Source organism: Parasphingorhabdus sp. (genome assembly GCF_039977335.1).
GTDB lineage: Bacteria > Pseudomonadota > Alphaproteobacteria > Sphingomonadales > Sphingomonadaceae > Parasphingorhabdus.
Genome location: NZ_JBDWDI010000003.1, coordinates 263,338 through 288,606, shown reverse-complemented (window position 1 = coordinate 288,606; position 25,269 = coordinate 263,338). Strand labels below are relative to the sequence as shown.

The following is a 25,269-nucleotide window of genomic DNA, read 5'->3' as shown; positions in this document are numbered from 1 at the left end:
TACTGGATCATAAGACCAGTTGGCGATCGTGGAAGGAGACTGCATCCAGTCCAGACGCTTGGCTTGTTCGGACCAGAATGCGTCAGGTGAAGAGATGCTCTCCCCATAAAGACAATCGTAATCAGCAGAAGAACAATGGGTCGCCACGTCTTTCCGTGGCGAGGGAATGACTTCTGGCCCATCTATGGGTGCTTCCATTTCCAAACTGCCTATCATTTTCATCCTCCCATTTTGACTATCGGCACCATTATATCTGAAACACCTCTGTCGGTTGAATGCGACATTGGTCGTATAGACCATTGGCTAATTTCCTCATGTCCGATTGCCTGACATTCTCTGCAAAAATAACAGAGAGGATGGATCATGGCGCAAGCTGGAAAGAATGTGATCAAGGGGATATTGTTATCAGCGACGATATTGGGGGCTTCTCCTGCATGGGCGCAAAATAGCGATGTTGATGCCCGGTTGGATCGGTTGGAGGCTCTGGTCAACGGCCTGATTGAACGCCTAGATGCAAAGGATCAATCCAGCTCTGCTGGCGACGTTGCCGCCGCCGAGCAGGCGCGGCAGGCTATTGATGAGACAAGAGCACTCGCCGAAAGGACAACCAATGTTGAAAACAAAGTCGCCGAGCAGGCGGAAGTGGCACAGCAGGTCGCGGAAAAATCAGACGAAGCCAACGGGTTTAATGTCGGTAAAACCCGGGTCAACTATGGCGGTTATGTCAAACTGGATGCAATCACCCAACGGACCAGCGGCGGCCAAGTGGCATCTGGTAGCATCGTGCGTGACTTTCTTATTCCCGGAGCCATCCCGGTTGGCGGCGAAGCTTCCGGGTTCGATACCGATTTCAGCGCGCGGCAAACCCGCTTCTTTCTCAAGACCGAAACCGACGTAGGCGATGATCACAAGATTGGGTCGCATATCGAACTGGATTTCATGGTAACAGATGGCGGCGATGAACGGATATCCAACAGCTACGCGCCGCGCGTCCGGCAAGCCTATATCACCTTTGACAACTGGCTATTCGGCCAGACTTGGTCGACCTTTCAGGATGTTGGTGCCTTGCCTGAAGCGATGGATTTTATCGGCCCCACACCAGGCACCGTGTTCGACCGGCAACCGATGATCCGCTATACCAATGGCGGCCTCCAAATTGCTCTCGAACAGCCAGAAACCACGATTACAACCCCAACTGGCAGCCGGATCATCGCTGGAGATGATAGCGTGCCGGATATGGTGGTGCGCTATAATCATGAAGGCGAGTTTGGTCATCTGACAGCGGCGGCGATCGGCCGCGTGCTTCATGTCAGCGAGGATGATTTCGGTCTCATTGACGACAGCAGTTTCGGATATGGGGTCAGCCTGTCCGGTAAGCTAAATGTTGGAGAGCGCGATGATTTCAAATTTATGGCGACCGCAGGCAAGGGTCTGGGACGTTATATCGGTCTCAACATTGTCAATGATGCGGCCGTGCGCGCCGACGGTTCGCTAAGCCCGATTGCCACCTATTCCGGTTTTGCCGCCTATCGGCATTTCTGGAACGAAAAGTGGCGCTCGACCATCTCCGGTTCTTATTTCAAAGCTGACAATCCGGTTTTGCTGACCACCGGCCTGGTCACCGATCAAAGCTGGAACGTGTTCGGCAATCTGGTTTATTCGCCGGTCGCACCGCTCGATATCGGGATTGAGTATATGTATGCCAAACGCCAGATCGAAGATGGCGCTTCGGGCAATTTGCAGAAAGTCCAGATGTCAGCCAAATATAAATTCTGAATTTGGCGATGCTGGAGCGCTATGCTGCACTCACCCGTACTGGTATCGCACTCTGTATCGCTTGACCGGTAATGGGGTCGAGCCAGTCATTATCGACAATTAATCGGTTGGTGGAGCCACCTTTGGTCATCACATCATCCTTGCCAGCTTCGCTGTCGCCAAAAGCATGGCTCATCGATATGACGCCGGGGCGGACTTTTTCGTCCGCTTTGGCCATTCCGAAAATTGAGGCGGTAGGGGAGGTGATCTCGATGATCGCGCCATCGCTAATACCGGCCTTTGCCATGTCATCGGGATTGATAAAGGCTGGATTGGTTGGCATTTTTTCGACCAGTTTCGGGAAGGGATGGCCGTTGCTGTTATAGCGATGCTTGGACCGGCGAGAGATTAGGCGGAAATCAAAGCCGTCTTTCACTGGGTCATTTGCTGCATAATCGATTAGCTCGGTCGGCATGGCCCCTGCGTTCAAGTCAAAGCGGTTTTCACTGTCCGGATCGGCGGGACCAACAACCGGGTGTAGTTTTTCATAAGTGATCGCTGCGCCCTTGCGCTCCAGCGCCGCCGCATCAGCTTTTGCCTTACTCGGCTTGAGTAGCGAGCCTTCGGAAATCAGATCAAGGACGGTCGCTTTGTCAGGACATTCGTCCATCGACACCGAGCCGCCGGGGTAGTTCATTTCAATGCCCATATGCTTGGCAAGCCACCAGAGCATTTCATATTCGTCCATTGTGTCACCGGGGGCAGGCACCATCGCTTCGGTATAATGGGCGTAAGCTTCCTCGGTGAAGGCATCGGATACGTTGTTAATGTCTTCACGTTCCAGACACATGCTGGGCGCAAGGATCATATCAGCGCGCTTGGCGCTGGCTGACATCCACGGATCGACCTGAATGAAGAGTTCGCATTCTTCGAGCGCGCGGCGGACCTTATGCTGGTCGGGAAAGGCAATTTCGGGGTTGCCGCCGATGGAGATGAGCGCTTTGATCTGGCCTTCTCCGGGCGTCAAAATTTCATCGGCCAACACGTTGCAGGGCATTTCTTTGCCCAACATGCCAAGTCCGCGGATGCGGCTTTTCTCAAAGCCTTCGCCGAACATCGGAACGGGCGGGGCAACCTGCGCTTTTTTCGGCGCGCCGCTGACCGGATTGAAAACCATAGGGGCGGAAACTTTGTCGCCTTCCTGATTGAAACGCGCGCACAGGATGTTGAGTGATGCGACCAGATATTCGGTGAGCGTTCCGTTGCCCGCCATTTCCGGACCAGTGCCGGTCACAACGCGGCCTTTGTTAGCTCCTGCAAACATGCGCGCAGCTTTGATGAGTTCATCTTTGTCGACGCCAGCGCGTTTGGCAGCAGCATCTGGCGTCATGGATTTGACGGCTGCTTCCAGTTCTTCCACGCCATCGACATGGGCGGCGGCGAAATTCTGGTCGAACAGCTTTTCTTCAAAAATCACATTGAGCATGCCAGCGAGCAGGGCAGGGTCTTCGCCCGGTTTTACTGCTAGATGAACGTCGGCTCTTTTAGCCATGTCACTGACGCGTGGGTCGGCAACGATCAATTTTAAACCGCGGGCCTGTGCATCTTGAAGGCCACGTGATGGCGAAGATGTCGGCATGCCGCCGGAATAATGCGACACAATCGGATTATTGCCGACGAACATCGCAACATCGGAATCGGTGAAGGCATTGCCGCCACCCATCCACATGCCATAGCGCGCTGTGGTGAACACCTTCGCGGGCTGATCGACGGTCACGCTGGTATACCAGTTGCGTGAACCGATGCCCTGCGCAAAGGCGTAAGACGTGCCAAGCACAGCGCTGTTCTGAAACGCGTTAGTGCCGCAATAAACCGCTACGCTGTGAGGGCCATGTTCCTCGACCATTCTCTTCATCTGCGCACCGGCGAGGGCCAGCGCGTCTGCGGTGGAGATATCCTTGAACGTGCCGTCTTCCTGACGGATTTTGCTCGTGATCATCCGGTCGGGCAGGTTGTGCATATCGGTGAGCTGGCGACCCTTGATGCAGGTATAGCCATTGAACAGATGGTCTTCCTTGTCACCGCGCACAGCGACGATCTTGTCATCCTCTACATCAACCAGCATCGCGCAGCTCGCATGACAAAAACGACAAAAACTTCTCTTGGTCTCAACGGCCATAGTAACTCTCCTAATGCCGGGAGTTTATCATGGGCAGCCAAGGGAGCGACTGACAAAACTGTTTGGACCCTGCCGTTGGAAAGCTGCGAATGTCTGTGCGTCTGTTTTCCCAATATCATATATGCTAGACATTCATCCCGAGAGGGGAGATCGACATTGTCATTGATAAGCGATTTTATTGCCGGACGTACGCCGCCAGATCTATATGAAACCTATCTGTCTGAGGGACTGTTTATGCCTTGGGCTGATCCGCTGATTGAGGCTGTTGCGGCCTCGGGCGCCTGTCTCGATATTGCCTGTGGTACGGGTGTTATTTCCCGCAAGCTGTCTGATCTGTCTCAAGTGGAAACAATATCGTCGATAGATGTTGCACCTCCGATGATTGCCAAAGCAGAGGTTTTGCGAAAGCAAAAAGGCTATGCCCAGCGCGCCAAGTTTCAAGTCGCAAGCGCACTGGAATTACCATTTGATGATGACATGTTTGATGTGGCGCTGTGTCAGCAAGGGCTGCAATTCTTCCCCGACAAAGTGCTGGCATTGCGCGAAGCAGTCCGGGTTTTGAAACCTGGTGGCCGTCTGGGCGCTGCGGTCTGGACTTTGGCGCATGATGGCAATCCGGTCTTTGGTGCTTTTGAAGACATATTGGCGCGCAATATCGGCAGTGATGTTGTTCCTATTGCGCCGTTTTCCTGGGGTGATCCGGATGAAATCCGGTCTGTCGCCGAGCAAGCTGGATTGGACGTGCAGGCGGTTGAACGCCGTGAGATGGTTACCACCTTGCCAGCGGTTCGGGACTTTGTGTTATTCGATGTTATCTTTCTTGGCCGTCCGGATGCCGATGGCGCGTTGCAACCGGTGATTGATCCAGAAGATGATGCGGCGGATGAGCTTATCGAAACGATCATCGCTGAGATGACTGATGCAGTTGACCAATATGTGCAGGATGACGGAACGCTGAAAGCGCCAACAACAACGCATTTTCTTTTGGCGCAGAGTGTCTAGAACTCAACCCCCATCGCATCAGCGACAAAGCCCATCAGCGGCGCGACTTTTTCAAATTGTGCCTCGACCGCGTCCTCAAATTTCTTGGAGGTCGCCAGCTTTTCATCGGCATCTTGAAAACTGAAAAAGCTCTTGCGGCGCAGGTCATCAATCAGGGGATGTTCAGCGTCGAAGCCCTTGGGCGCGCGGACCAGTTGATCACCGCGCAAATCAAGGCCTTCTACTGCTTCTTCCCAGCGGGCAGGCTTGTCGACAATGCGCTGACGGATGTTGCGCAGCGCCTCTCCTTGTGGCCCCCACACACCGCCGCCGAAGAAGACTTCACCGGGGCCAAGATGGACATAAAATCCGGGCGCATGGGCATCCTTGCCGGCTTCATGGCGAAACTGGCATCCAACGTGGGTTTTATAGGGGCTCTTGTCCTTCGAAAAGCGCGTGTCGCGATAGATGCGAAAACGGCTGCCACCATTGGGGCGGGGATCGGCCGTGATATGGGGGCTGATGGCCGCCACCCGCGCCGCCATATTGACGATGAAATCGGTGACCGGATCAACGACTTCGGCTTCATAGCGCTTCTTTCGCGCCTTGAACCACTCACGGTTATTATTCTGTTCCAGTTCCCGCAGAAAGTCGAAAAGTTCCGGGCCAATCATCACAGTCTCCCCATTGGAAGACTAATCTGTCAGCCCGGAACAGGGGAGTCAATTCAGGCTGCTATCCCATTTTTCAAATTGGCGGTTTCCGACAAAGCCGATGGCCTCAACACCAGAGCGTTTGACCGTGGCTATGGTGTGATCAAATATCTCATAGCGCGCGTTGGCATCGGTTTGCATATGGAGCTGTGGCTTATCGGGATCCTTGATCATGGCCGCTAGCCGGGTCTTGAGCTGCGTTTGATTTACAGCTTTACCATTCCAAAGGGTTAGTCCGGCACTGTTTATACGCAAGAGGTTTATCTTGGGCGGCTCACCCGTTCCCGGGATTGGCGGCGGCAAAGCAACCTCAACCTTGTGGGTCGCGATGGGAATTGAGAGCATCAGCATGACCAAGAGGACCAGAAGCACATCGATGAGCGGTGTGATATTCAGTTGCGACATTGGCTGGCTATCCGAAACGTGGATACCATGTTGGCGAAACTTTGGTCGATAAGTTGGCATTTTCTCTCTCCCGTTTTAATTATCACTCCGATAAATATATGTAATGATATAACATCATACTCAAATTTGTGAATTATGCAAGTTTGGCCAGCGATCAGCGATCCTCAGGCCCGATGCCGGGCTAGCGCGATGCCCGGCGCAGGGCACTATGAGTGCGTGTTGTCTTTTCGTTGAAACTCTTGCCCAAAGCGGAACCTGCAACCGCGACCTTGGAGCTTTTTACGTAAGTCCGTCCGTCTGGCGCTCTGGCACAGCTGGTTTGGAGGCTGAATTTGTTGATCCGCGCCAAGATAGACGGCTTGAATGATTTCGGCGCGGTCAGACTGTAGGTCAATATCGCGGGAGATTTTTTGTCCACTGTGACTCGTCCGCTTAGATGCTTTACGAATTTCTTGCTGGCCTTTTCGTCAGGATCCGGCAACGGTTTGAAGGCATAGGTCGCGGTGGTAGCGGTTTGGCTGATCAATCGTGCGCTTGCCGGAATGCTTTTCGCCATCTCGCTGCACCAGAAGCCTTTATAGCGACCATTTTCGATTTCCTTGACAGCTTTCCTGAATTCATCGGTCCAGGTCGATTTTGCTGGCCGAGACACTTTTAGGCGCTGGCCAGCGGGACGGCTGGGATTGATCCGCCCTGCGGCGTTCATTTCGCGCGTGACATAGCTGATATCATAGGAATAGGTCGGTCCATTTTTTGGCGCCGCGAGCGCGCGCTTTAGTGGCGTCTGGGCCAGGGCAGGGGCGGATATTAGCAAACAGGATGAAATCAGTGCCAGAAGAAGCGAAAGGGAGCAGGGAGATTGTTTCATATCAGTTTGTCCGTTTTTATATTTGCAAGATGCGATTGGCAGATCAACAGAAACAAGACGACCCGGTTTCACCAAAACCGCAATCCGTTCATCGTTTTACCAGAACATATGATGGTGTATATTTCTCTGACTGAGGATAAGTAAGCGCGTTTTAAAAAGCCCCTTGCCTTATTTTTCAAATTGGCGAAAGCTACAAGCCATGTCGGGGGAATTTGAAGCAGCCGGAACGGCCATTGAAGGTGCCTTGATTGCGAAAGCGGTCGAGAGTGAGGGTGGTGATGCGGCTGGAGGACATTCCGGCAAGTGCCTGAATTGCGAAGCACCGGTTACGGGCAGCTATTGTAACAATTGTGGACAGCCGCTGCATATCCACCGTTCTATCGGCGCGTTTTGGCATGATATCCTGCATGGTGTCCTGCATTTTGAGGGCAAGTTCTGGCGAACGCTGCCGCTTTTGGCCTGGAAACCGGGAGACTTGACCCGGCGTTATATTCGCGGCCAACGTGCGCGGTTTATCTCCCCAATGGCATTGTTTCTGTTTTCCGTGTTCATGATGTTCGCGGTCTTTTCCTTCCTTGGCGATCCGTTCTCGGGCGGCAACGGATTGGAGGCTGACGAAAACATCAACAGGGGCATCATGGTGCAAACTGCTGATATCAAACGGCAGATTACCGAAAAGGAAGCCGAGCTGGAGTCGGCCGGTGCTGCCGACCCCGCAAACGATTCAGAAGACCAAGCAAAATTGCGCCAGGAGCTGCTTGATTTAAAGAAAGGCCGCAATCTCCTGGCGGCGATGACCGGTGCGGACACGCCCTATCCGGAGGTGAAATTGGGCGATGGTGCCATCAAAATAGGCAATTTTTCTGATGAAGAGATCGATCAATTGCAAACCGGCCTTGATGATATTCAAGAAGGCAATGTTCTGAACGACGACAGCAGCGTATCCACCGGTTCGAAGGAATTGGATAAGTCGATCAGGGACGGGATCAAAACTATTAACGAAAATCCGGACCTGCTGCTCTATAAGCTCAAGGCCAATGGCTATAAATTCGCCTGGTTGCTGATCCCGATTTCGCTGCCTTTTGTATGGCTGACGCTTATCGGTCGTCGTGGATATCATTTCTACGATCACGCCGTTTTCACGACCTATTCGATCAGCTTCATGTCGTTGCTTTTCATAACTTGCGCGATTTTGGCAATGATCGGTGTTCCTCAGGGCATCTGGGTGATGTTGCTTGTCTTCTATCCACCTTTTCACATGTACCGACAGTTGCGTCATGCTTATAAGCTGTCTCGGATCGAGGCTCTGCTTCGACTTTCGGCTTTGCTTATCTTCACTGTCATCAGCATGACACTGTTTTTTGCCACTCTGTTCGCCGTTGGGATTTTGGGATAAAATATGACCATAAAAATTGATCGTCGCCAGCTTATGGCTCTGGGTACATTTGGCCTCGGCGCAATGTCTGCACCTGCCTATGCCTCCATGGCCAGTGCACGCGGATTTACCCATGGTGTGGCGAGTGGTGAGCCTTCGCAGAATTCCGTGCTGCTCTGGACCCGATTTGTTGGCGGAGGTGACAGCAAACTGATTGTTGAAATCGCCCAGAATGTCGATTTCTCCGGCGCGAAAATGGTCGGCGAAGTGACCGCATCGGCAAGCCGGGATCATGTAACGAAATTTATCGTGCCCGATCTGGCACCCGGTCAATGGTATTTTTATCGCTTCGTCGCGCCCGATGGTTCCAAGTCGATGATCGGTCGTACGCGCACGTTGCCGCAAGGGCCGACCCAGAAATTCAACCTGGGCGTATTTGGATGTTCCAATCTGCCATTCGGTTATTTCAACGCCTATGCCCATGCCGCTCAGCGCAGCGATCTTGACCTGGTCATGCATACTGGCGACTATCTCTATGAATATCCGGTTGGCACCTATCCTTCGACCAAAGAGGCTCTGGAAGGCCGCACTCTTGATCCGGGGCACGAGATTGTGCAGCTCGCCGATTATCGCCTGCGCTATGCCGCCTATCGCAGTGACCCGGATTTGCAGCGCATCCATCAGCTCTATCCGATGATCGCGATGTGGGACGATCATGAATTTACCAATGACGCCCATATGAGCGGCGCGCAAAATCACCAGCCCAAGACGGAAGGCGACTGGGAGGTGCGCAAACGTGTTGCCGAACAGGTTTACCGCGAATGGATGCCCGTGCGCGACCGCGATGATGGTGCCCCGCTGTGGAGTGAATATCAGATTGGCGATCTCGCCACTCTATTCATGACCGAAAGCCGAATTGGCGGGCGCAGCGAGCCAGCAGATCTCGCTGCAGCCTTGCAAGGGCAGGAAGATATCCAAACGGCGCTAACAACATTTCGCGACACCGTGTGGCAAGATCCCGAGCGGCAGATGCTCGGCGCTGTGCAAGAGGCGTGGCTGGCCGAGGCGATGCGTAAATCCCGTACCTCCGGCACAAAGTGGCAGGTTTGGGGACAGCAATGTGTGATGGGCGAATTACGCTTGCCGCAGGAAGCCGTGAACTGGCTGTCCGATGATGCGCCTGCCTTTGCCAAGGCGCGGGTTGCGGTTGGCGCGCTGGCGTCCAAAGTTGGCCTGCCGATTAATCTCGATAGCTGGGATGGTTATCCTAAGGCGCGCGAACGGGCGTTGATGGGCGCGCAGGAGGCTGATGCCGATCTGATCGTATTGTCGGGTGACAGCCATAATGGCTGGGCGTTTAATCTTGAAACCAGTGGCGGTGCAGCGGGCGTTGAATTTGGCGGTCATAGTGTGACCTCGCCGGGGCTGGAATCCTATCTGTCGGGTGCAGACCCCGCGACAGCCGCGCGGGCGGTGCGGGAAACCAATGATCAGCTGCAATGGTGCGACACGTCCAATCGCGGCTATATGACGGTTTCGCTGACGTCTGACAGGGCAACGTCGACCTGGCATTTCCTCGATACGATCCGTGCAAAGTCGACCGCGCTGAAGGGCAGTGAGAGCCGGACGGTGCTGCGCGGGCAGCGCAGTTTGGTGGGCATACCTATGCCTCCGCAGGCGGGATAAGATCACTAATAAATTGTCCTGAACCTCTCGACATTCCTATCAAAGTTGCGCAAAGCAGCGGCTCCGTAAAACGAAACACCGGAATCAAAGAAACCATGTCTGAAGAATTCTACCGCATCAAACGCCTGCCGCCTTATGTGTTCGCTGAAGTGAACGCGATGAAGGCCGAGGCGCGCGCCCGCGGTGAAGACATTATCGACCTCGGCATGGGTAATCCCGATGGCGCGCCGGCAAAGCATGTGATCGACAAGCTTTGCGAAACGGCCAATGATCCCACCGCGCACCGCTATAGCGCATCCAAGGGGATCAAGGGACTGCGCCTTGCACAATCCAAATATTATAAACGCCGCTTTGATGTCGATCTCGATCCGGAAAGCGAAGTCATCGTCACCTTGGGTTCTAAAGAAGGCCTTGCCAATCTGGCGCAGGCAATCACAGCACCCGGTGACGTGGTGCTCGCACCCAATCCGTCTTATCCGATCCATACGTTCGGTTTCATAATCGCCGGCGCGGCCATCCGCTCCATTCCTGCGGCACCGGGTCCGGATTTTTTCACTCGGCTAGAATATGCGATGAGCTACAGCGTGCCCAAGCCATCGGTGCTGGTCATGGGCTATCCTTCCAACCCGACTGCCTATGTCGCCGATCTCGATTTTTACCAAAAGGTTGTCGATTTCGCACGCGAGCATAAGCTTTGGGTGATCAGCGACCTTGCCTATGCTGAAATCTATTACGGCGACGTGCCAACCCCTTCAATGCTTCAGGTCAAGGGTGCGAAAGACTGTGTGGTGGAGTTTACCAGCATGTCGAAAACCTACTCCATGCCCGGCTGGCGCATGGGTTTTGCGGTTGGCAACCAAAAGCTGATCGGCGCGCTGACGCGGGTTAAATCCTATCTCGATTATGGTGCTTTCACTCCAATTCAAGTCGCAGCCACAGCGGCGCTAAATGGTCCACAAGATATTATCGACGAAAACCGCGCGCTCTACAAAAAGCGCCGCGACGTAATGGTTGAAAGCTTTGGCCGCGCCGGCTGGGACATTCCTCCACCGGAGGCCAGCATGTTCGCCTGGGCACCGGTTCCCGAACAGTTTCGCGAACTCGGTTCGATGGAATTTGCCAAACGCCTGATTGCAGAGGCAGGCGTAGCGGTTGCACCCGGCACCGGCTTTGGCGATGAAGGCGAGGGCTATGTCCGTCTGGCGCTGGTAGAGAATGAACAACGCATCCGCCAAGCGGCGCGGAACATGAAGAAGTTCCTGAGCCAGGGCTGATTTTGCCCGCCTGCTGCATAAACGCCTGCTATTGTTTGTCCGAAGCAAGCAAAACAGAACGGCCCATGCAATCAGCGTCTTCCGCTACAAAGGTCACCGCTTCAAAGCCAGATTGGCGGAACAACTCTTCATATTCATTTGGCGCAAGGCTGGCGTGATAAACAGTTTCGCCGCCGACTGTTCCTGTCACTTCGCCTTCACTTGTGCCAACGGTCAGCATTATTGCTCCCTGAACTTTGACCAGTTTGGAAAGCTTGGGAATGATTTCACGTTGTTCCTCGATCGACAAATGAAAGAAACCATCCCAGCTATAAATACCGTCGAATTGGCCGCTTAAGGAGAGTTGGTTCATGTCCTGAGCAATCCAGTCAGCATTGGGCCAGTCAGCACTGGGGTAACGCTTTCGGGCAAGTTCAATCATTCTGTTCGCGTAGTCGACCCCAACCAGCGCATAGCCTTTGTTGAGAAAATATCCGGCTATCGGAATTCCAGAACCACAACCTAAATCGAGCAATCTAGCATCAAGTGGGAGTTTAGAAAGAAAACGGTCCAGCCAAGGCTTTTCATATAAGGATGAGGGTCTAACCTCATCCCAGAAATCGGCCTGCCGTTCATATATTTCTTTGGTAGAACGTTTCGCCAATTCTATCCGATTCAAATTCTCCGCCATAGTCACTTGTTATTCGTGATTAGCTTTTGGCGAAAGAGGAACCTTTTCGAGCATATTGAAGGTTTGGTTTTGGTCTTGAGACCCCAGAAGTGAGCGTAGAGATCGTACTCGAAGATGACAAAGACATTCAATAACGTCTTGCGCTTTGGTCAATCCACGTCTTCGACATCGACGGTTTCACCGGTGACACGCTGGGATAGGGCCGCTGCGATAAACGGCTCGAGTGCACCGTCAAGAACGTCTGATGGCGCGCTGCTGGTGACGCCGGTGCGCAGGTCTTTGACCATTTGATAGGGTTGCAGGACATAGGAGCGGATTTGATGCCCCCAGCCGATTTCGGTTTTGGCCTGATATTCGCCGCTAGCTTCGGCTTCGCGGCGCTGCAGTTCAGCCTCGAACAAGCGCGCTTTCAACATCCCCATCGCGGTGGCGCGGTTCTTGTGCTGGCTGCGATCATTTTGTGAGGCGACGACAATACCGGTGGGTTGGTGGGTAATGCGCACGGCGCTGTCGGTGGTGTTAACATGCTGTCCGCCGGAACCGGAGGCGCGATAGGTGTCGATCTTCAGATCGCCTTCGTTAATCTCGACCTCGAAACTGTCGTCAATGACCGGATAGACCCAGACACTGGAAAAGCTGGTATGGCGCTTGGCCGCGCTGTCAAAGGGAGAGATGCGAACGAGACGGTGGACACCGCTTTCGGTCTTCGCAAAACCATAGGCGTTTTCACCTTTGATTTCGAGCGTGGCGGATTTGATGCCCGCCTGATCACCCGCCTGATAGTCGACCATGGAAACTTTATAGCCACGCGCCTCGGCCCAGCGTTGATACATGCGCAGCAGCATTTCGGCCCAGTCCTGACTCTCGGTTCCGCCAGCACCTGCGTGAATTTCAAGATAGGTGTCGAAATTATCCGCCTCACCAGATAGCAGGGCCTGTATCTTGTCGCGGTCTGCGCGATCGGCAAGCGCGGCGAGGGTGCCAACTCCTTCGTCGGCCAGTTCATCGTCGCCTTCTTCATCAGCCATCTCGATAAATTCGAGTGCGTCATCCATTTCCTGTTGAATTTCCTTGGCCGCCGTAATGGATTCATCCAGTCGCCGCCGTTCGGTCATAACAGCCTGTGCGGCGCTTTGATCATCCCACAGGGTCGGATCCTCGACCCGCGCATTGAGCTCGTCGAGCCGGCGCAGGGCTGCATCCCAGTTAAGCGAAGTTTTCAGCAGATCGAGCGCTGCGCCGATCCGGTCGACATGCGCCTGAGCTTCCGCACGCATTACAAAGTCTCCAATTGTCTCTTGGCGTTTCGATTAGACGATTGATCTATTAAGTAAAGTATCGATCCACAGTAGCGGGCCAACCATCTCAAGAACGTGTGACTTTGAACGAATTATCCAGCGGAAGCAGTCAGAATATATCATTGATGGTTTCTATCAAGTGCGCCAGATATTTTATATTTGCTCTTCATGTCCATCGCGTCGATATCCGGTCAACGCAAAGTAGAAATATTTTGTGTGCCAATTGAAGTGTAACATGATTTTCCCCTAGCTAGCTTTTTTCAGCAAGAGCTGGGGCCTAAGAATTTTTGCTGGATCAACTCGCGGTTTTTTAGATATGGTCGTGCATGATTGAATCTAACACCAAGTCAAACAAGGAAACTACTATGAAGAAAATTGCTATCTTGCTTGCAGCAGCGCCACTGGCTCTCACAGCTTGTACATCTGAGACGACGTCCGCGGATGCTACGGCGGAAAGTTCAGAAGCAGCGGCACCAATAACCGCTGAAGAAGTGACGGCTGCGCAAACGGCATGGGGCGAAGGCATTGTTGCGATCGGAAAGGCATTCACCGAAGAAGGTGATTTCCGCGCTGCTGCTGACGAGCATATTAAGAAATTCTATGCTTATGGTGATGACGCGACCATATTGTTCAAGCCAACTCTGGCGGCCGAAGACCAGTTTCGCGGGGACTTTGACGGAGCGATGAGCTATTTTGTCGGCACCGAAGGTTCTGAAGATAAGGGCTTCGCCATCGCGCCATGGACTGCTGTGCGTTGGGAAAACGAAGGCACCGTCGTCGATAGCGACAGCGCTATGGCCATGGGCAACTATTATTTCACCGATACCGAAGGCAACGATACCAAAGTGGAATATAGCTTTGGATATGTTCGCGGTGCGGATGGTGAGCTGAAAATAAACCTACATCACAGTTCGGTTCCCTTTGGAGGATAACCGATAGGGGCGAGGCGCCGATGAAAGTCGGCGTCTCGTTTCTTCATGGGTAATGATTGCCGTTATGAAAGTTGCCTGACCACAATACAGGATCATCCAAACCGCTTTTTCCCCGCCATCGCCCGGTGCGCCATCGCCATGGTGGTGAGCTGCGCGTTTACGCGGATGCAACTGGGCATGACGCTGGCATCGGTGACATAGACATTGGTCGTGCCGTGCACACGCTGGTCTAGATCGACCACGCCTTTGGCTGAATCTGCATTAATTGCATTGCCTCCATGCGGATGGGAGCTCGATAGAACCACATCATCCGGTTCGACAATAGCTTCCTCATAAAATGCGTCGATTTCGGCATCGCTCATGCCTTTGCGCAGCGTCTGCCCTTTGAGCAGAGCAGGATAGACTTCGATAGCACCATTGAGGAAATGCACTTTGGTCATTGTCGCCAGCGCACGGCGGAGCAGGGCAAGTTCCGGTTCGCCGACTTTCAGTTTCAGCTTGCCATCTTCCATTTTGCCGAGCCGATCGGCGGGGAACAGCACGCCCGCAGAAACCAGACGGTTAAAATTGAGCATCCGCCGGAAATGTTCATCAAACCAGCCGGGTACCAGGGTGGCCATGCTCATCGGCGGCTGAAAATGGCTTTCGATCAGATAGTCACCGCGATCGACATAGGTCGCCATCTGGTCTTCGTTCCAGACGTTCATGTCCTGCCCCTCGGGCATCAGAGCCACGACCGGACAAGCAATGTTAAGCGATATGCCGCCACCGCTATTTTCGATGCCACTATTGATTAGTAGATTGCTCGAAGCCAGTGCACCCGCTGCTACGACAACGCCTTTGCGTGCTGCAATTCTGCGTTTGCGACCATCGCGTAATGTGATCTCAACGGCTTCGGCGACGCGGGCGCCGTCGCTACCATCTTTCCAGACGATTTTGGTCGCTTCGCCGCCGTCTAAAATTCGTGCAGGTTTATCACGATCTTCGCTGGTGGCATGGGTAAGAAAGCTCTCCGGCATGGCTTTCTTGCGGCCATAGGGGCAGCCGGTATTGCAATAGCCGCAATAGACACATTCGCTGTCCGGCGTTTTGGGACCATAGTTTTTCTGGAACCAGGCCGAAATGGCTTGTTTGTCCATCGGGTCAGTGGATTGGGCGGCATATTTATTCCACCCGTCGATCAGATGCGGTCCGTTGTTACGCCCTGATATCGCTGATATCTCGGATACTTCCAGCGCGTTCTCAACGGCCTCATAACTGGTTGTCAACTCCGCCTCGGTTATGGGGGCCCCCAGACTGGCCCAGGTTTCGTAAACATCCTCAGCTTGCGGATGGACGAGGCCAGCATGCTTCATGCGCAAACAAATACCATTGTTGATCACGGTCGAACCGCCAACCACGCGGCCCTGAAAGACAATCACGTCGCGATCTTTGGTGGTTTGCAGCGCTCCGTCTTTAAACAGCCGTGCCGTCATTCGCGCTTCTTCATGGGTGATGCGGGAGGAAGGGTAGTTATGACCCGCTTCCAGGATCAGCACCTCATGGCCTTCATCCGCCACGGATGCGGCGGCAACTGCCCCGCCTGCGCCGGAACCGATGACGATCACATCAACGGTTTCCGGAATGGCATCATGGCCAACAAAGACTTCTGCTTTCAAATCGCGGTGGGGTTCTCGCTTCACCGGCAATTCACCCGGGGCGGAACGGTCGCGCTGGCCGGGCAGTTCATATTTTAATCGTTGGTAAATAGGATTGTCGAAATTGTCTTCCTCATCGCCATGTTCCCAATGACCATAATAGCCGGCAAGGATTACCCCTTTGGTCCGGGCAATGTCCTGAAAAAGGTCGACACGGCTATTTTGCAAGCGGCGGCGGATTAGGGTCTGCCGTAGTTTTGGAGAGGCTAAAAAGAAGAACGGGCCGCCAAGGATTAGGAACAGGCCATATAGCGCCAGTCCGATCTCCTTCGGTTTATCACCATCGATATTGGAAAAATGTTCCTGCAAATTTTCGACGACCTGCGACGGCGAAATCGCCATCGGCGTATCATGGAAAAGCGTCTGTGTAAGCGCTTTCAGCATGCGCGCTTGAAGGGGATTAAATGGTTTCTGCATATCTATCTTCCTAAGTGCGACCCCGGAAAAATAATTTTGCCAATAGTGTCGGGCTTCACCCTAGTCGGTTTGGGGCGCTCCATGGGTTCCAGCGATACCCAAGCCATCGCCATTGGTTCCCCCGGCCAGTCGGCCCAATAATTTGCCTTCGACCATGTCAATCTCAGCAATCCGGTTCAACCCGGTTTCGGCAACGTAAAGCCGCTTACCGTCGGGTGAGAAAAGAATGGTGACTTGGCCGGCTTTCGAAGTGCCACTGATCTTTATTTCGCCTTTGGGCTCACGTTTCGTAACATCGAAAAGCCCAAGCGCGCCGTCAGCATAGTTGGAAGTCACTGCGGTTTTTCCATCAGGGCTTATTGCTACTCGGATCGGGAATTTACCGGTTTGAAGAATGGCTAGTTCTTCAAGCGTCTGTGCGTCAAATACGCGCAAGCTATCTCCGCGGCGATCAGCAACCCACACGGTTGCACCATCTGGCGTGATCGCGATACCTTCCGGTTCGGTGCCAGCAGCCAGGTCGGTGATCTTGCTGCTTTTTGCCAGATCAAGAACGCTGACGGTACCGGATTGCATATTGCTTACAAAGGCACGGCTCTTATCGGGTGTTACCACCACCATATGGCTGCCTTTTTGTCCGGTCGAAATTTGGCTGACTTGACGTGTTTGGCTTTCCCCTGTCGGCGGGGAAACGATGGCGATGCTGTCGCTACCCTCGGTCGAGGCGATGATCCGGCCGTCACCAAGCCAAACTATACCATGGGGGCTTTTATTGGGGGCGAGATCGATGGTTTCGATTTTCTCTCGCGCGGCGATATCGAAAATATCGATATGCTGCGCGCCATAGGACACAATGGCCGCGAGGCGTCCATCCGGTGAAATTGCAACTTCATGCGGATTTTTACCGGTATCGCGGCGGGCTACTTCACGGCCTGTTTTCAGATCAATAAAGCTAAGGCTATCCTCGCCCTTGTTACCCACCAGCAAGATTTCCGCTGGATGTTGCTTATAGGGTGGCGATTGCTCCGCAGAGGCGGAGCAAGAGGCAAATAAAATTGCTGACATCAAAGCAAATGCAAATCTATTCATTTCTGCCATCTCCTTAAAAAATCCCCGGCAAAGCGAAAAAGCCGTGCCGGGGATGTTTTATCTCAAAAGACCAGACGTATCTATTCCGCTTCTGGTGCAGCCGCACTGGCGTCTTCGGGAAGACCACCAAGCTGCGACACCATTTTGGTATAAGCATCAAGATAGGCGAGGGCCATGACTCGGCCAATTTGGGTGTCGGTATAACCGCCGCCAGCCGCGCCAGCGAGTGCACCGCCGAAGAAACCGCCTCCGCCGCCACCGAATTTCAGATCAGACTTACGGGAATAGCCCTCTGTGATGCGTTCCATTTCAGTGGTGCGGACGTTCACAAGCGAGAGCGTCACATTGGCTTCTTTCTTGTTGACCTTCACGCCGCCAAATACGCCGCCAAAGGCCCGGCGACTAAGGCCGCCCAAAAGAGCGCCGCCAACGCCGCCGCCGCCAGATCTGGCGTTGGCTGAAATAATGTCGGGTACGATGACATAGTCTGCTGCCTTCACTTGACGTTTGCCGATATTGGACCCTCGCTGCAATTCGCCTGAGTCCGCCAGTGCGCGTTCGACCGCTCTGCTCGCCAAGCCGCGGCCACGGTCAACCAGACCGAAACAGCCTGAGCGCGCCACAAAGGTCTTGATCAATGCTTCTGGCGATCCGAGCTTATAGCTAACCCACCAGCGTTGTTCGGGTTCGACAATCGCAATTGTACCCAGTTTTTTGTAACAAACAGGAATTTCAGCGACGCCGCGTTCCTGCGCTTTTTGCCCTTTGGATTTTCCGGCTGCCAGTGCAGTCCCGCCTGTGAGCGCCATGGATGACACAGCTACGGCAGTAATGATTTTCTTTAACATGATTTTCCCTCCGGTTAAAAATACCCTGCCTGTATGAATGAACTGAACCGATCAGTCCCTTGCCACGCGGCAGAAGAGTTTGCGATTCCAAAAGATACACAGCGATACAAAGCTCAATGCAATATTTGGATACTGTAATATGGTTTAACGGTAATAGGCTTTCCTGATTGTGATCTATAGCACGTTTTAGACATGCTCAATTTTGATCTGTCTGCCAACCAAAAAGATAGTCACAGGCCGTAACTCTTTCCTTTTATAATTATGCCGTTAGCATGCATGGAAAGATAGATGACCTTGAGTCTGGGAGGAACGTGCATGCGGCATATCGCGATCATTGGGTCGGGGCCTGCGGGCTATTATTCGGCTGAAGCGGCGCAAAAGAAATATGGGGATGATGTTACCGTTGACATTATAGACCGGCTGCCTGTTCCTTTTGGTTTGATCCGAACAGGCGTGGCTCCTGACCATCAATCGATCAAAGCAGTATCCCGGCGTTACGAAAAAACGGCACTGGGGGACAATGTGCATTTTATCGGTAATGTGACGGTCGGGGACGATGTTAGCATCGAAGAATTGCAGGGCTTTTATGATGCTGTGATATTGGCAACAGGCGCGCCCAATGATCGACCATTGGAAATTGAAGGCAGTGATCTACCCGGTGTGATCGGTAGTGCCGCCTTTGTCGGTTGGTATAATGGCCATCCCGATTTCAAAGATCTAGACCCGCCTCTGGACGGCAAATCTGTGGCGGTGATTGGCAATGGTAATGTTGCGCTGGATGTTGCTCGGATATTGGCGAAGACGGCGAGTGAGTTTGCGGGCAGCGACATTGTTGGCCATGCGCTCGACCAGTTGAAGCAGAGCAATGTTGAAAAAATCACATTGCTCGGGCGACGCGGCCCGCATCAAATTGCAATGACGCCTAAGGAGCTGGGCGAACTGGGTCATCTCGAGCGTGCGCGGCCTGTTATCGATACGCTGGATTTTCCGGATGAGGGTGCGGATGCGATGTTGGAACCGGGCATGCGTAAATCGGTCACCCATTTGCGCAGCTTTTTTGCTCGTGCCGGCGAATTGCGCGAGAAACCGGTTAAGATTGATTTTGACTTTTTCGCGATGCCCGTTGCGATTGAGGGGGGCGATAAAGTTGAAAAACTGATCATCGAGAAAACAGAACTGGATGCGGACCTACGCTCCCAAGGTACCGGTGAGCGTTATGAACTCGACTGTTCCATGGTGATCAGTTGCATCGGTTATCGTACGCCGCCGATTGAGGGCGTGCCTTATGAACATGGCCGCGGCCGCTTTGCCAATGTCGATGGCCGGATATTACCGGGCCTCTATTGTGTCGGTTGGGCAAGGCGCGGGCCGAGTGGAACCATCGGCACCAACAAGCCAGATGGCTTTGCGATTATCGAAGCCGTGGCAGAAGACATCGGGGCAGGGAATAATAAGGAAGGCCGCAAAGGATTGGACCGTCTGTTTGAACGCCGTGGTGTGGAGGCGGTAACATTCCGTGACTGGAAGAAAATTGAAGAAGCCGAGGTCGCTAATGCCCGGGAAGGGGCGCCGCGAGAGAAGTTTACCGATATTGCCGATATGATTGCTGCCCGGAAAAGCTAAACCAAGAAAGCTAGCGCAGCCAGTTTCGCAATATGGCATTGACTTGCTCGGGTGCTTCCTGCTGCACCCAATGGGATACGCCTGGCAGGCGATGGATCTCGAAATTCGGAACCCATTGTTCGGTGCCTTCTGTACAGCGGATATTCAGTGCGCTGTCCTCTTCACCCCAGATCATCAGGGTAGGGGTGTCGAGAATTTTATCCTCAACATCAACTGTATCTCCATGCCGCAGCAAAGCACGGTAATAGTTGATCATGGCCGTCAATGAACCCGGCCTCATCGCTGCTTTGGCGAAAACCTCCAATGCTGCATTCGGAAAGTTGCTTTGATCACGGGCCATATTGGAAAAAGCGCCTTTAATCGCTTTGCCATTGCGGCGGGAGATCAGAAATTCTGGCAACCATGGAGTCTGGAAAAAGAAAATATACCAACTGCGCCTGAGCTGACGCCAATGTCGTATTTCGCGCTTTCCCACCATCGGGTGAGGGACGTTCATGATAACCAAGCGTTTGAGGGGACGAGTTTTCTGTATTGCAAAAGCCCATGCGACAATCGCTCCCCAGTCATGCGCAATGAGTGTGACTTCTTCTGCGCCGCTGGCATCGATCAGGGCCGCTACATCGGCGCAAAGATGATCCAACGCATAATCCCGCACCGCCGCCGGTTTGCTGGACCCACCATAGCCGCGCATATTCGGTGCCCAGACGCGATATCCTTGCTCCACCAGCAACGGGATTTGAAATCGCCACGAATAATGGAGTTCCGGAAAACCGTGCAGACATAGAGCCAATTTATCACCTTGGCCGGCTTGTGCGACTTCAAAGCTTTGGCCATTGGCTTCGACCCAATTAATCGCGATGCCGCTTTCAGGGTCAGGATTCCAGGAAGGCGAGCTTGTCATAAAGAACGTCTAACAGGAGATGGCTTTAATCATCCAGTTAAATCTGCTATTCCGTGCCAAAATATTCAGGAGAGACTCGATGCATGATCTGGTAATTCGCGGCGGTACAGTGGTTGATGGCACAGGCGGTGAGCCCTTTACCGCAGATGTTGCCATTGATGGTGATCGTGTTTCTCTGGTCGGCACGGTGACCTCTGAAGGCCGTGAAGAAATTGATGCAACCGGTAAGATTGTCTCCCCTGGCTTTGTCGATGTTCATACCCATTATGATGGGCAAGCGACCTGGGATGATGAAATGGCACCTTCCAGTTGGCACGGTGTGACAACGGTTGTGATGGGCAATTGCGGGGTTGGTTTCGCGCCTGCCAAACCGGACAAACATGAATGGCTGATTGGCCTGATGGAAGGCGTGGAGGATATTCCCGGTACGGCGCTGGCCGAAGGAATGAAATGGAATTGGGAAACTTTTCCCGAATATATGGACGCGTTGGAGGAACTACCGCGCACCATTGATGTCGCAACCCATGTTCCGCATGGAGCCATTCGTGCCTACGTGCTGGGCGACCGCGAGAAGCCCGGTGCGGAGCCGACTGACGAAGATGTTGAGCAGATGTCCAAGATCGTTGAAGATGGATTGAAAGCTGGTGCTTTGGGTTTTTCAACATCTCGCACCGTGCTGCATCGGTCTGTTGATGGAGAGCTTGTTCCCGGGACAACGGCGACCAAAGAGGAATTGATCGGTATTGGCCGCGCCATGGGCCGGGTCGGCTACGGCGTGTTTGAAATGGCCAGCGACTTGAACCGCGAATGGGACGAATTCGGCTGGATGGGTGACCTCAGCCGTGAGACCGGCCTACCGGTGACATTTGCCGCGCTGCAATCGATTGCCAAGGATCAGCCGCTGGAAGAGCAAATTGCCAATATGCGCGCCGAAAACGACAACGGCGCAAATATAGTTGCGCAGATAGCCTTGCGTGGAAACGGCATCATCATGGCGTGGCAGGGAACCGTTCACCCCTTTGTTCGCAAGCCAAGTTGGGAAACGATTGCCGAGCTATCATGGGAAGAAAAATATGCCCGGCTCAGCGATCCCGAGTTCAAGGCCAAGCTGATTGGAGAAGCCAGCCTACCAGCAGAAAATGTTGATATGGCTCCGGTACAGTTCATCGTTACCGATGGCTGGGCGATGCATTATCAGATGGATGATGGCTTCAACTATGAACCAACCGCCGACGAAAGCATCAATGCCCGGGCCAATGCCGCGGGTGTTACGCCAGCGGAATATGCTTATGACTTGTTGATGTCTGATGAGGGTAAGGGCCTTATCTATCTGCCGATTCTTAACTATATTGATGGTAATCTCGACTTTCTCCACCCGTTGCAACATGCTGATGATACGGTGAACAGCCTGTCAGATGGCGGTGCCCATTGCGGTACGATTTGTGATGCAGCCAGCCCGACATTCATGCTCGAGCATTGGGTTAAAAATCGCCAGCGCGGTACCATCACAATCGAGAATGCGATCAAGCGGCAATGTCTGGATACGGCTCGCCTTTATGGTTTGAATGACCGCGGCGTATTGAAACCCGGCTATCTGGCGGATGTGAATGTCATCGATATGGATCGGATCAAACTTGGCAAGCCATGGCTCGCTTTTGATCTTCCAGCCGGCGGGAAGCGCTTGCTGCAAAAGGCAGATGGCTATGATTACACCATCAAGTCCGGACAAGTAACGTTCAAAGGTGGCACTGTGACCGACAAGCGTCCTGGCGGTTTGATCCGTGGTCCGCAAAATGTCGAGATTCTCGAAGCGGCGGAATAAGGGTTAGACGCCTGCGCTATGCCTTAAAAATTCGGCCAGCATAGCTTCAAGAGCGTGATGATTCTCACGGGTTGGATTTTGTAGCCATTGGCGCATGGCTCCCTCCACCATGCCATGGGCGATAGCAGCAAAATGATCACTGTCATGGGGCGTGAAGCCACCATGATTGACACCGTCCTGATGTAACGCAGCGATTTCTTTCCTGATCGCGGCCCCGGGGATAGTTCCATTTTCGATGATATGTCCTTGCACTAACGACAGAAGGACAATCTCTTCCCGCTTGTCGGAAATGATTGCGAACAAGGCACTGGCCATTTGGTTAAACCGTTCGGAATAGGGAACATCGCCGGACCATGCTTCGCGCATGACTGCTATAAATTGCTGTTCTAGTATCTCGGAAATCGCAATTAATATTGCGCTTTTATTGGGGTAGAAGCGATAAATTGTCCCAACGGCTATGTTCGCCGCTTTGGCAATTTCAGCGATGGTGACCTGTTCAAAACCTTTGGCTGAGAAAAGCGCGATGGCGCTTTCATGGATCGCTTGTCGTTTGGCGTCGGGATTGCGCTGGCGTTTGGCTTTCTGCATCAAGTGAATATTGTTCATTAGCGTTGCCTTGGCAATGGTATTATCTTAATGAGGATTATTCATTAAGATAATACTGGGCTGAAATCAGCTGTCTGGAGAGCAATAAATGAACCGGGTCAACCTTCTCTACATTGCCTATATCGCGAATATCCTGATCCTTATGGCGATCTGCTGGAACATGTTTGTTGGTAGCGGTGTTGCCAGTGTTTTTGAGGGCAAGGTAGATGAATCAACGGGCCTGCGGTTGCTGGTCGGGAGTTTTTGGCTGGCGATATTGGTTGGCTCAACTGCTGGCTTGTTTGCACCGCGCTTCTTTGCACCAATTATCGTGATCCAAATATTCTACAAAAGTCTGTGGCTGCTGGTTTTTGTTTTGCCGTTGGTCATGGCCGGTAAATCGGATCAAGTCCCTTGGGGAATTGCCACGACCTTCATTGTCATCGCTCTGAGTTACCCAATCCTGTTCGGGTTATCCCGTGCCTGGCAGCCTGTCTGATAAGGCTTCCACATTCTCAACCCACAGGAAAACTGCGGGACCCGGATTCGCTCCGGGTCCCGTTCTTTAGTCGTCTAAAAGGCTTTTTGCCAACCGATGGTAAACATCCAGTCGCCCGTCATCTGAGGACCGTTAAGATCCTGATAGACCGGTGCACCGACTTCGATACCAAGACGATGGCCCGCAAGTGGTCCGTGGGTGCCGACGAGATTGATGCCGCCGATCACGTCAACACGCTCACCGCCCTGAAAGTCAGGATTGGCGGTTTGCACCGGTCCCATGATCATCGGATCCATACCTTGAACCCGGCTGGTGGTGCGGCCCTTTACGCGGCCGGACAGGCTGATCCATTGCGCCGGACGATAGCTGATCCAGGTGGTTAGCTCATGGACATCGCCAAAACGGTAGCCTTGGTCATTGGTTCCCGTTCGAATGGTTCCTGCATATTGCGAACCCAATCCGATTGAACCATGCCAACTTTTATAGGTTATCGACGGTTTGAGATCCCATGTGCCCGAGCCGATTTGCATCATATAGGGCACCCGCACCGTTGGTTCTCCGCCCATTGGCGGTAGGATTTGTGCCGTTTCGCTGGTTGATCCGGTGGGGATTGAAACCGCTGCGCGAACGTTCAGTTCCCGTTGCTTGTCACCTTTGCGATCGGCTACGCCGAGTATCGGGAAAATACCGCCAAGGGTAATATCGCCAAAGCCTTCGGGACTAGTTGTAAATTCGCCTTGTACATTGGTCCCGGCTCCACCTGCAAAAGTCGTGTGCTCCATCTCCTTTTGGACATAGCTGCCCATAGCGATCAGCGTGACCCAGTCCGTCGGCGCATACATTGCGCCCACCATGGTCATGTCGGTACGCATGGATGTTGGCACGATGCGCAAGGTTGGTGGCTGGCCCGGAGCACCAAAAAAGCGGTTGGGGATAGTCATCACGATATCTTCGGGAGAGACGCTGTCCGTCCCGATCTGATTGCCACTCATTTCCATATGCATATGGCGGACGGAGAACATGATCTCACCCTTCTTATGCGCATGGTCGGCCATTACACCAATTGGTGCGTGATCATCTGCCATAACATCATGGGCAAGAGTAGGAGTAGAAAGGCAGGCAGCAATTAGCGCCCCTGCACGCAGTGAATATTTCATGGATTTTTCCTGCAATTGTCTGATTTCTGGTCATTGGGACTTTTCCCAAAGGACCAATAAGTGGGGGGTCAGACGGTAGCAGGTGGTCCGGTCGCTGGCGGAATATTGATCCGGTTGCGGATCACAAAATGGCGCTCCGCCGTGGGTTCGTGCAGGGCAGCTATCAGGTCAGTTAGCGCAATTGTCGGCGCAGATGCGAGTAGTGTTGCGCCAGAAGCGGCCGCATAGGTACAGACAGAGCCTTCTGTTTCAGGAGCAGGCGTGTCTTGCTGCTCTGGACCACCATAGACGATTGCGAGTAGCGCATAGTCGGGATGGTCCGACGTTATGGCTAGCTTCTTATTGGCGTGACCCGAACATAGTTCGATGGAAAAGCCATCGATTGTGCGCGTCGGCATGAAGCCTTGCGGTGCAAGAGAGCCCAATAGCACAGAAAGCAAGGCGATCAGGTAAGATGCTATTTTGATTTGCATGAATTGAAGGAATGATCGCCGT

The 25,269-nt window shown here is 53.2% G+C and carries 23 protein-coding genes; 9 read left to right on the top strand and 14 right to left on the bottom strand.

Annotated features, from left to right (window positions below):
• The coding region (locus ABJM21_RS07210; protein WP_348302395.1) for an acetyl-coenzyme A synthetase N-terminal domain-containing protein at positions 1-216 on the bottom strand (216 nt) is incomplete at its 3' end.
• 147 nt (positions 217-363) lie between these two features.
• Between ABJM21_RS07210 and ABJM21_RS07205 the strand changes: the two genes are divergently transcribed.
• Positions 364-1,776: a DcaP family trimeric outer membrane transporter gene (locus ABJM21_RS07205; protein WP_348302394.1), complete on the top strand. Its 1,413-nt coding sequence runs from the start codon at positions 364-366 to the stop codon at positions 1,774-1,776.
• Between the two features lie 19 nt (positions 1,777-1,795).
• Here the strand turns inward: ABJM21_RS07205 and ABJM21_RS07200 are convergent, their stop codons facing one another.
• Entirely contained in the window at positions 1,796-3,934 is a 2,139-nt protein-coding gene (locus ABJM21_RS07200; RefSeq protein ID WP_348302393.1) for a molybdopterin-dependent oxidoreductase, read from the bottom strand.
• A 156-nt stretch (positions 3,935-4,090) separates the two neighbouring features.
• On the opposite strand from ABJM21_RS07200, the gene ABJM21_RS07195 reads away from it, so the two are divergent.
• Positions 4,091-4,936: a methyltransferase domain-containing protein gene (locus tag ABJM21_RS07195; protein ID WP_348302392.1), complete on the top strand. Its 846-nt coding sequence runs from the start codon at positions 4,091-4,093 to the stop codon at positions 4,934-4,936.
• Here ABJM21_RS07195 and ABJM21_RS07190 read toward each other — a convergent pair.
• The 3 genes from ABJM21_RS07190 to ABJM21_RS07180 all read right to left on the bottom strand — a co-directional run bounded on the left by ABJM21_RS07190 (position 4,933) and on the right by ABJM21_RS07180 (position 6,901).
• Positions 4,933-5,589 carry a DUF2461 domain-containing protein gene (locus ABJM21_RS07190; protein WP_348302391.1) on the bottom strand — a complete coding sequence of 219 codons (657 nt, stop codon included), beginning with the start codon at positions 5,587-5,589 and terminating at the stop codon, positions 4,933-4,935. The genes ABJM21_RS07195 and ABJM21_RS07190 overlap by 4 nt on opposite strands.
• A 48-nt stretch (positions 5,590-5,637) precedes the next feature.
• The gene (locus ABJM21_RS07185; protein WP_348302390.1) at positions 5,638-6,093 is read right to left on the bottom strand and encodes a biopolymer transporter ExbD; all 456 of its coding nucleotides are present in this window, start codon (positions 6,091-6,093) and stop codon (positions 5,638-5,640) included.
• Positions 6,094-6,214: 121 nt separating this feature from the next.
• On the bottom strand, positions 6,215-6,901 hold the full coding sequence (locus tag ABJM21_RS07180; RefSeq protein ID WP_348302389.1) for a hypothetical protein: 687 nt from the start codon (positions 6,899-6,901) through the stop codon (positions 6,215-6,217).
• Between the two features lie 199 nt (positions 6,902-7,100).
• Here ABJM21_RS07180 and ABJM21_RS07175 point away from each other — a divergent pair, with 199 nt between their 5' ends.
• From ABJM21_RS07175 to ABJM21_RS07165, 3 genes are all read left to right on the top strand, one after another.
• Positions 7,101-8,297, top strand: a complete 1,197-nt coding sequence (locus ABJM21_RS07175) for a DUF3667 domain-containing protein (RefSeq protein WP_348373013.1) — start codon at positions 7,101-7,103, stop codon at positions 8,295-8,297.
• Between the two features lie 3 nt (positions 8,298-8,300).
• Complete coding sequence (locus tag ABJM21_RS07170) at positions 8,301-9,962, top strand: alkaline phosphatase D family protein (RefSeq protein ID WP_348302096.1); 1,662 nt, start codon at positions 8,301-8,303, stop codon at positions 9,960-9,962.
• 95 nt (positions 9,963-10,057) lie between these two features.
• Positions 10,058-11,236, top strand: a complete 1,179-nt coding sequence (locus ABJM21_RS07165) for an LL-diaminopimelate aminotransferase (protein WP_348302097.1) — start codon at positions 10,058-10,060, stop codon at positions 11,234-11,236.
• Between the two features lie 28 nt (positions 11,237-11,264).
• On the opposite strand, the gene ABJM21_RS07160 is transcribed toward ABJM21_RS07165, so the two are convergent.
• Positions 11,265-11,894, bottom strand: a complete 630-nt coding sequence (locus tag ABJM21_RS07160; protein ID WP_348382222.1) for a class I SAM-dependent methyltransferase — start codon at positions 11,892-11,894, stop codon at positions 11,265-11,267.
• Between the two features lie 161 nt (positions 11,895-12,055).
• Complete coding sequence (prfB, locus tag ABJM21_RS07155) at positions 12,056-13,183, bottom strand: peptide chain release factor 2 (protein ID WP_348302099.1); 1,128 nt, start codon at positions 13,181-13,183, stop codon at positions 12,056-12,058.
• A 386-nt stretch (positions 13,184-13,569) separates the two neighbouring features.
• Between prfB and ABJM21_RS07150 the strand changes: the two genes are divergently transcribed.
• Positions 13,570-14,136 carry a phosphoribosyl-AMP cyclohydrolase gene (locus tag ABJM21_RS07150; RefSeq protein ID WP_348302100.1) on the top strand — a complete coding sequence of 189 codons (567 nt, stop codon included), beginning with the start codon at positions 13,570-13,572 and terminating at the stop codon, positions 14,134-14,136.
• A 92-nt stretch (positions 14,137-14,228) separates the two neighbouring features.
• Here ABJM21_RS07150 and ABJM21_RS07145 read toward each other — a convergent pair whose 3' ends face one another.
• The 3 genes from ABJM21_RS07145 to ABJM21_RS07135 form a co-directional block, all read right to left on the bottom strand.
• Positions 14,229-16,250, bottom strand: coding sequence for a GMC family oxidoreductase N-terminal domain-containing protein (locus ABJM21_RS07145; RefSeq protein ID WP_348302101.1), 2,022 nt, complete (start codon positions 16,248-16,250; stop codon positions 14,229-14,231).
• A gap of 60 nt (positions 16,251-16,310) precedes the next feature.
• Complete coding sequence (locus ABJM21_RS07140) at positions 16,311-17,339, bottom strand: beta-propeller fold lactonase family protein (RefSeq protein ID WP_348302102.1); 1,029 nt, start codon at positions 17,337-17,339, stop codon at positions 16,311-16,313.
• A gap of 80 nt (positions 17,340-17,419) precedes the next feature.
• A complete protein-coding gene (locus tag ABJM21_RS07135; protein ID WP_348302103.1) occupies positions 17,420-18,187 on the bottom strand; it encodes a CsgG/HfaB family protein in 768 nt (255 codons plus the stop codon).
• A 315-nt stretch (positions 18,188-18,502) separates the two neighbouring features.
• Here ABJM21_RS07135 and ABJM21_RS07130 point away from each other — a divergent pair, with 315 nt between their 5' ends.
• Positions 18,503-19,810 carry an FAD-dependent oxidoreductase gene (locus ABJM21_RS07130; protein ID WP_348302376.1) on the top strand — a complete coding sequence of 436 codons (1,308 nt, stop codon included), beginning with the start codon at positions 18,503-18,505 and terminating at the stop codon, positions 19,808-19,810.
• A 10-nt stretch (positions 19,811-19,820) separates the two neighbouring features.
• On the opposite strand, the gene ABJM21_RS07125 is transcribed toward ABJM21_RS07130, so the two are convergent.
• Positions 19,821-20,711, bottom strand: coding sequence for an alpha/beta hydrolase (locus ABJM21_RS07125; protein ID WP_348302104.1), 891 nt, complete (start codon positions 20,709-20,711; stop codon positions 19,821-19,823).
• A 79-nt stretch (positions 20,712-20,790) separates the two neighbouring features.
• Here ABJM21_RS07125 and ABJM21_RS07120 point away from each other — a divergent pair, with 79 nt between their 5' ends.
• Positions 20,791-22,533 (top strand): D-aminoacylase, encoded by a 1,743-nt coding sequence (locus tag ABJM21_RS07120; protein WP_348302105.1) that lies wholly within the window; start codon positions 20,791-20,793, stop codon positions 22,531-22,533.
• 3 nt (positions 22,534-22,536) lie between these two features.
• Here the strand turns inward: ABJM21_RS07120 and ABJM21_RS07115 are convergent, their stop codons facing one another.
• Positions 22,537-23,139 carry a TetR/AcrR family transcriptional regulator gene (locus tag ABJM21_RS07115; RefSeq protein ID WP_348302106.1) on the bottom strand — a complete coding sequence of 201 codons (603 nt, stop codon included), beginning with the start codon at positions 23,137-23,139 and terminating at the stop codon, positions 22,537-22,539.
• Positions 23,140-23,227: 88 nt separating this feature from the next.
• Here ABJM21_RS07115 and ABJM21_RS07110 point away from each other — a divergent pair, with 88 nt between their 5' ends.
• Positions 23,228-23,617, top strand: coding sequence for a hypothetical protein (locus ABJM21_RS07110; RefSeq protein WP_348302107.1), 390 nt, complete (start codon positions 23,228-23,230; stop codon positions 23,615-23,617).
• A 74-nt stretch (positions 23,618-23,691) separates the two neighbouring features.
• Here the strand turns inward: ABJM21_RS07110 and ABJM21_RS07105 are convergent, their stop codons facing one another.
• Entirely contained in the window at positions 23,692-24,774 is a 1,083-nt protein-coding gene (locus tag ABJM21_RS07105; RefSeq protein ID WP_348302108.1) for a transporter, read from the bottom strand.
• Between the two features lie 68 nt (positions 24,775-24,842).
• Positions 24,843-25,247, bottom strand: a complete 405-nt coding sequence (locus ABJM21_RS07100; protein WP_348302109.1) for a hypothetical protein — start codon at positions 25,245-25,247, stop codon at positions 24,843-24,845.
• Positions 25,248-25,269 lie beyond the last annotated feature (22 nt).

Coding starts and splice junctions, on each gene's coding strand:
- ABJM21_RS07175 (WP_348373013.1), top strand. CDS start 7,101: ATGTCGGGGGAATTTGAAGCAGCCGGAACGGCCATTGAAGGTGCCTTG.
- ABJM21_RS07125 (WP_348302104.1), bottom strand. CDS start 20,711: ATGACAAGCTCGCCTTCCTGGAATCCTGACCCTGAAAGCGGCATCGCG.
- ABJM21_RS07110 (WP_348302107.1), top strand. CDS start 23,228: ATGAACCGGGTCAACCTTCTCTACATTGCCTATATCGCGAATATCCTG.
- ABJM21_RS07200 (WP_348302393.1), bottom strand. CDS start 3,934: ATGGCCGTTGAGACCAAGAGAAGTTTTTGTCGTTTTTGTCATGCGAGC.
- ABJM21_RS07140 (WP_348302102.1), bottom strand. CDS start 17,339: ATGAATAGATTTGCATTTGCTTTGATGTCAGCAATTTTATTTGCCTCT.
- ABJM21_RS07135 (WP_348302103.1), bottom strand. CDS start 18,187: ATGTTAAAGAAAATCATTACTGCCGTAGCTGTGTCATCCATGGCGCTC.
- ABJM21_RS07100 (WP_348302109.1), bottom strand. CDS start 25,247: ATGCAAATCAAAATAGCATCTTACCTGATCGCCTTGCTTTCTGTGCTA.
- ABJM21_RS07170 (WP_348302096.1), top strand. CDS start 8,301: ATGACCATAAAAATTGATCGTCGCCAGCTTATGGCTCTGGGTACATTT.
- ABJM21_RS07185 (WP_348302390.1), bottom strand. CDS start 6,093: ATGCCAACTTATCGACCAAAGTTTCGCCAACATGGTATCCACGTTTCG.
- ABJM21_RS07165 (WP_348302097.1), top strand. CDS start 10,058: ATGTCTGAAGAATTCTACCGCATCAAACGCCTGCCGCCTTATGTGTTC.
- ABJM21_RS07145 (WP_348302101.1), bottom strand. CDS start 16,250: ATGCAGAAACCATTTAATCCCCTTCAAGCGCGCATGCTGAAAGCGCTT.
- ABJM21_RS07150 (WP_348302100.1), top strand. CDS start 13,570: ATGAAGAAAATTGCTATCTTGCTTGCAGCAGCGCCACTGGCTCTCACA.
- ABJM21_RS07105 (WP_348302108.1), bottom strand. CDS start 24,774: ATGAAATATTCACTGCGTGCAGGGGCGCTAATTGCTGCCTGCCTTTCT.
- prfB (WP_348302099.1), bottom strand. CDS start 13,183: ATGCGTGCGGAAGCTCAGGCGCATGTCGACCGGATCGGCGCAGCGCTC.
- ABJM21_RS07180 (WP_348302389.1), bottom strand. CDS start 6,901: ATGAAACAATCTCCCTGCTCCCTTTCGCTTCTTCTGGCACTGATTTCA.
- ABJM21_RS07130 (WP_348302376.1), top strand. CDS start 18,503: ATGCGGCATATCGCGATCATTGGGTCGGGGCCTGCGGGCTATTATTCG.
- ABJM21_RS07120 (WP_348302105.1), top strand. CDS start 20,791: ATGCATGATCTGGTAATTCGCGGCGGTACAGTGGTTGATGGCACAGGC.
- ABJM21_RS07190 (WP_348302391.1), bottom strand. CDS start 5,589: ATGATTGGCCCGGAACTTTTCGACTTTCTGCGGGAACTGGAACAGAAT.
- ABJM21_RS07115 (WP_348302106.1), bottom strand. CDS start 23,139: ATGAACAATATTCACTTGATGCAGAAAGCCAAACGCCAGCGCAATCCC.
- ABJM21_RS07205 (WP_348302394.1), top strand. CDS start 364: ATGGCGCAAGCTGGAAAGAATGTGATCAAGGGGATATTGTTATCAGCG.